5 protein-coding genes are annotated in these 6,277 nt (G+C 56.7%); all 5 read right to left on the reverse strand.

The window, feature by feature from the left end; all coding sequences use genetic code 11:
* On the reverse strand, nt 1-770 hold a 770-nt coding region (locus PHP59_RS09035), incomplete at its 3' end, for a pyrroline-5-carboxylate reductase (protein ID WP_300166202.1).
* Nucleotides 771-864: 94 nt separating this feature from the next.
* Complete coding sequence (locus PHP59_RS09040; protein WP_300166204.1) at nt 865-2,658, reverse strand: PAS domain S-box protein; 1,794 nt, start codon at nt 2,656-2,658, stop codon at nt 865-867.
* Nucleotides 2,659-2,942: 284 nt separating this feature from the next.
* The gene (putP, locus tag PHP59_RS09045) at nt 2,943-4,478 is read right to left on the reverse strand and encodes a sodium/proline symporter PutP (RefSeq protein ID WP_366943742.1); all 1,536 of its coding nucleotides are present in this window, start codon (nt 4,476-4,478) and stop codon (nt 2,943-2,945) included.
* A 443-nt stretch (nt 4,479-4,921) separates the two neighbouring features.
* Nucleotides 4,922-5,629 (reverse strand): PIN domain-containing protein, encoded by a 708-nt coding sequence (locus PHP59_RS09050; RefSeq protein ID WP_300166208.1) that lies wholly within the window; start codon nt 5,627-5,629, stop codon nt 4,922-4,924.
* Between the two features lie 285 nt (nt 5,630-5,914).
* The coding region (locus PHP59_RS09055) for a hypothetical protein (protein ID WP_300166210.1) at nt 5,915-6,277 on the reverse strand (363 nt) is incomplete at its 5' end.

The following is a 6,277-nucleotide window of genomic DNA, read 5'->3' on the forward strand; positions in this document are numbered from 1 at the left end:
TTCCCCAGCGCCGCCCTCATCATCTCATCAAACATTCCCGGCCCCCTCTCCCGGATCACAGCCACCCCTTTCTCCGTGATCCCGCCCGGCGTCGCCACGCGAGCGATGAGGCGGCCGAAGTCGGTGCCTTTGAGCAGGCCTGCCGTCCCGATCAGGGTCTCCTTCACGAGGAGTTCCGCAAGGTCTGGCCGCACCCCGCCCTGTCGCACCGCCGCCGCCGCCATCTCCTCCATCAGTGCGGCGACGAACGCGGGCCCGCAACTGGTGAGGAGAGTGAGGGCCTCGAAGTCCTCCTCCTCCACTTCCACCGCCCTGCCGATCGCGTTCAGGAGGGAGAGGACGGTCTCCCGGTCTGAAGGCGTCGCCCGGTCGCCGAAGGCCACCAGGGAGGCACCCCTCAGCACCTCGGAGGTGAGGGCCGGGATCACCCGCACCACCCGCGCCTTTGTCCATGCCTGCAGGTCCTCCAGCAGGACGCCGGCAGCGATAGAGACGAGCAATTTCTCCGGCGAGAGTTTGTCTTCCAGTTCACGAAGGATGTCCCCGACCTCGGAAGGCCGGACACAGAGGAAGACCACGTCCGCATGCCCGGCCACCTCCCTGTTGTCCCTGCCGCACCCGATGCCAGTCTCCGCCGCGAGTGCCTGGAGCTTCGCCGCGGTGCGGTTGGACGCGAGGATCGCGTCCGGCCTCGCGGCCCCGCTCTCGATGAATGACCTGACGAGCATGCCCCCCATGCTGCCCGTCCCGATGATACCGATCTGCGTCATGCGGTCATATGGGTCAGGCATAAAGATAAAACCCGGCCGATCAACCGGCGGTGCAGGCTGTACTGCTGCCCCCTCATTGCCCTGCCGAGCCTCTTCATGCACCGTGAAGCCGGTACGCACCCCCGGGCACCCGGATCTCAAAGCGTGCCCCCTCCCCTTCCCTGCCTGTCTCAGCGACGGTGATCCCGGTGATGCCGAGGATCTCCTTTGAGAGAAATAGCCCGAGCCCGGTTTTTGTACCCACACCCTTCAGGAATACCCGTGCCTTTTCCTTTTCAGGGATGCCGACACCGTCGTCCTCGATGACAAGCGTCCCCGAGGATTCTCCCGCGACAAAGGAGACGGTGATCGCGGTGATATGGCCCCCGTGGCTCAGAGCATTCTCGAAGATATTGTAGAACACCTTCTCAAGCAGCGGGTCGGCAAAGGCCTCGAGGTCGCCGACAGATGCCGAATACCTGATATCAGACGGGATGACCCGGGATGCACGCTCCAGGAGGTCGGCGACCGTCTGCCACTCCGCCCCGTGTACGCCGAGTGCCTCGTAGTCCCGGGCAAATGCGATCTGGCGCTCGATGTGCGTCGTCGCGTCCTTGACCTTCCCGACCATTGCCGCCACCGGTGACCCGGCCGGTATTTCGGCTTCGATCTCGTCCACGTAGAACATCAGGGCCATGACCTGGTTCAGGATGTCGTGACGCGTGATGGACGAGAGGAGATTGAGTTTTTTATTGAACTCTTCCAGTGCCCGCTGGGTCTTCGTGATCCCGGTAATGTCGAGTCCCTTTTCAAGATAGCCGACCGGGTTTCCCATTTCATCGAACACGGGGTAGGTGGTCATCTGGAAGATGCGACCGTCTGAAAGTTTTACCATATCAGATACCGGTTTTCCGCCTGCGATGATGCGGGGTATCCGGCACCAGGGGCACATCTCCTCCCTCTTCCAGACAATATCATAACAGCGCCGGCCAAGCATCTCCTCCCATGTCGTCTCCAGTTGTCGGCAGGTGGCATCGTTGATCCAGATGGTCCTGCACTCAAGGTCGAGGTAGACCATCGTCTCTTCCACGGAGTTCAGGATCAGTGCCTTTTCAGCCTCTGACTGTTTCAATGCCCTTTCTGCCTGCTTCTCCAGGGTCTGATCTTCCAGGGTGGTAAAGCAGGAGTACGGTTGTTCCGGGCTGTTTTCTGCAACAGGCATGGTGGAGGCCATGACCCAGCGCTCTTCGCCGGAGACCGGGTCCCTGATCCCGATCAGTTCCCTGTTTTTTGCTGCCTCAAGGCGTGAGGTTCCGGTACGTCTCGCCTGCCAGCAGGGATCGGTCAGCCTCTTCCCGAGCAGGCATTCCTGGCTCAGGCCCAGGATCTTTTCTGCGGCCCGATTGGCATCGACGATCCGGCCTGCCATGTCCTGGTAGACCACGCCCTGGGTCATGGTCTCTAAGAGCGCCCTGAATTTTTCTTCTGAACGGCGGAGACTCTCCTCGGCCCCCCTCTGTTCGGTGATGTCAAGGACAAGGCCGACCAGTCCGCAGACGTCTCCCTGGTCGTCGGTATATGTCGCCTTGTAGAATACGACGCGGTGGATGATGCTGTCCTGTGACCTCAGAACTGTTTCGTACTGCTGGGTTCCGGGTCGTGCAAAGAGTTCGGCATCCCTGAAATGATAGGTGTCGGCCATTTCTGGCGGGAAAAGTTCGTATACGGTTTTTCCAATAATATCCTCTGTATGGATGCCACAAAAAACGGCAAATGCATTATTACACCCCAGATACACCTCTCTGGTGTCCTTATAGAAGACAGGGATGCTGATGCTGTCGACCAGATGGTACAGGAATCCCTGCTCTTCCCGGGAAATGGTGGTGGTACTCTCTATGATGGTTCTCACCCGGCAAATAAATATTATCTGTAATTCGCATTTAATGTTTTCTATTTGCGAATGCAACGATTGTGGTATTTTAAAAATTAAATTTTGGTAATTGTAGGACAAATGGATCTATGTCCCCATCATGGTGAGATGTATTCCTGTCAGGGGGAGGGAATCCTGCGCATTGAAAATCTTGTAAGGTTCTGATGTTCCCGTGCAGGCCGTCAGGCCCCGGCGGCTTCGAGACCACAGAGAATCATCGCAGATCCTGCGATGCCATTTCAGTAAAAAAAGGTGCGAATAGATTAGTTATTCACTTTCCGTACTTCTTCTTCGGTCTGCTCGAACATCGAGATTATTTCAGGCTCGGGTTCAGGCGTGAGCATGCTCACGACATAGATCGCGATGAGGGAGAGGACAAAACCCGGGATAATCTCATAGAGCCCGAAGAAACCGAACTGTTTCCAGATGAGGACAGTCAGTCCGCCGACGATCACACCGGCGAGAGCGCCCTGGCGTGTCGTCCTCTTCCAGAAGAGGCCCATCAGCAGGACAGGCCCGAACGCCGCGCCAAATCCTGCCCAGGCGTACGAGACGATGTTGAAGACGCTGCTTTCAGGGTCCAGGCCCAGAAGGATGGCGAAGACGGCGACGATAAGGACGGAGAAACGGCTGACCCAGATCAGTTCTCTGTCACTTGCACCTTTTCTGAAGAATGATTTGTACAGATCCTGGGATACCGCTGATGCACTGACCAGCAACTGGGACGAGGCCGTGCTCATGATCGCTGCAAGGATACCGCAGAGGACGATCCCGGCGACAAAGGAGAAGAAGACCTCGCTGGTCATCACCATGAAGACGGTCTCCGCGTCGGGGCCGACCAGGGGCTGGCTTAAGAAGACGCGGCCGATAAGCCCGATGGCAACGGCGGCGCAGAGAGAGATGATGACCCAGACCATGGCAATCGACCTGGCCTCCCCGATCTCCTCGGGTCTTTTGATTGCCATGAACCTGACAAGGATATGCGGCTGGCCGAAATAACCGAGGGCCCATGCGAGCATGGAAATGATCGCGACAAAGGTCAGGGGGTCGCCTGTTTGTGCATCGGTGAAGGGGTCCAGCAGGGCCGGGTTGATCTCCTCAAGACCGCCGACCGTGGCGACAGGGCCGCCAAGCAGGAATACCGCAAAGAGGGGTACCATCACAAGGGCAAAGAGCATCAGTGTCCCCTGGATGAAATCGGTCAGGCATACGGCCTTGAAACCGCCGGTAAATGTATAGGAGACGACGATCAGAGACCCGATCAGAAGGGCGACAGTATAATCGATCCCGAAGACCGTGTTGAAGAGTTTCCCGCTGGCCACGAACTGCGCCGAGGTGTAGATCAGGAAGAAGATCAGGATGAATACCGCTGCGATGCTGCTGATGAGGCCTGACCTGTCATTGAACCGGTTCCTGAAAAAGTCAGGGAGGGTGAGCGAATCGTTGGCCTGCTGGGTGTATATCCTGAGACGCTTCGCCACGAATTTCCAGTTCAGAAATGTCCCGATGATAAGGCCGAGGGCCACCCATCCTGCCTGCATGCCGGAGAGGTAGGCGAGGCCGGGGAGGCCGATGAGCAACCACCCGCTCATATCTGATGCTTCTGCGCTGAGTGCCGCGACGTAGCGGTTCAGGCCCCGGTTGCCGAGGATGTAATCGCTGACGGTGTTTGTCTTGTTGTAATAGACAAAGCCGATCACAACCATGAGGCCGAGGTAAAGGATAAATGCGCCCAATATTTCTATGCCGTTACTGAACATGCTCTCTCCTGTATCTGATGGACTATGCCCGTCGTTCATGTGATTCTTAAAAAAAAGGGCAAATGAACATCCATTTGTAGAAATGTTCTCAGGAACAGTATTTATAGGGTTCGTACTTGAATCTGTCTTTCCGCATTCTGCACGGGGTCGTGTGGCTTCTCTTTCGAAAACAACCTCTTTCACGTCAGGAAGGAGGATACACTTCCCGCGTCTGTTCGAAACAACGGTGCAGGGGTATCCATGCAGGCCGTTTCGCCGGCCCGGCGATGAAGATCGCATCCTGCCCGGCCCGGTCGGGGGAGAGGACCGACCAGACAGGGCGACCCGGTGGTTTCAGTGACGTTCCCTGTGCGAAGCCCCGGTCACACCATCTGGCAGGTGTGACCGGCATCGCCCCCGCGGGTGGCGCGAATAGTCGTGCAGGACAAATATTTCTATTCCCGGAGAGGACTGAGCGGCCGGTAATAATGGTTCTCCTTTTTTTATTCTGTCGGCCCCGAACTTTCCTCCTCAAAGCGGAGCAATGCAAGGGACGGTTCCTCTCCCATCTGTCTCAGGGCTGATGAAAGACGTTCATCCACCATGAGGCGACTGCCTGTTCTCTCCTGATATTCCCTGCGTACATAGGTGATAGGGTTCCTGTACATCATATCGCGGGTGATGAGGATGAGATCTTCATGCATATGGTCCGGGACCATTTCCCGGATCAATTCGTCACCGATCATATCTTTTCTCTCGCTTTTCGGGGGGTTTCCGATGATCTTTCTCTGACTGGCCCTTTCGAAATGGGCCCGTGTCCACCGTAGCGTCGTGGTCTCCGGGTCGGCATAGAGGCGGGAAAGGGCGGCGAAGATCGGATCGCCGGCCGGATCTGCGATCATCATCTGGATATCGGCGACCAGATCCCTGATACTCCGGTTGTATTCGCCCGCGCGCTGTTGCAGCCGGCAATATTCCGGAGACTGCACCAGGAAATCGGGCATTTCATCTTCAGGAACTGCTGCATTCCTGATCCGTCGTGCGCGAGAGCCAAGGGCCCTGTCCCTGTTGCGCAGGTACTCGTCAAAGATGACGTCTGGCAGGACCGGGGAGGCACGCACCTTCATGATGTCCCTGAATATCTCTTCCGGATCTTCTTTCGACTCGTACAGGGAGAGAAAGATGTTGGTGTCGATCATGATTCTGGTCATCGCGGTCATCGGGCCATTGCCTCGTTTCCTGATAAGCGTTGTCCGGGATGGCCGGCCTGCCGGCAGCCCCGGGTGAAGTGTGGGATTTTTTGTCAATTTTATCGTCGCTTCCGTTGAGATAGTGCGACCAGATCTTTTTTTATCCAAAAAAACTTTGTTTTGTGCGATATTTTATGGTGAATTTTTGTTCATTGTGGGATATTCGATGAAATAATCGGCCGATACTATATCCTGCCCCCCCAATCTGCAGGATGGAGGGGTGTGCCCGTCCATATTCTATAAATATTATGAGGGGTATGTTCTGCTCGGGGGGACCATGAAAAGAATACTACCCTGGTTTTTTATCCTGCTTCTGATTGTTGGCATGCTCTCAGTCACTGCAGGATGTACAGGATCGCAGCCCGGAGGGCCGGAGACGACGACCCAACCCTTGCCCGCGACCACCGTGTCGCCCGTGGGGGTGGAGACGACCGTACCGCCGGCAGGAACAACAGAAACTTTCGGAGTCCCCGTGGATACCGAGACAATGGGGGTACCTCCGGGGACGGAGATTACAGAAGAAACCATAACCACCGAAGAAACGATGACCACCGAGGAGACGATGTCCTCGGAGGAGACGATGTCCTCGGAGGAGACGATGACCACTGA

This window comes from Methanofollis sp. (assembly GCF_028702905.1).
Lineage (GTDB): Archaea > Halobacteriota > Methanomicrobia > Methanomicrobiales > Methanofollaceae > Methanofollis.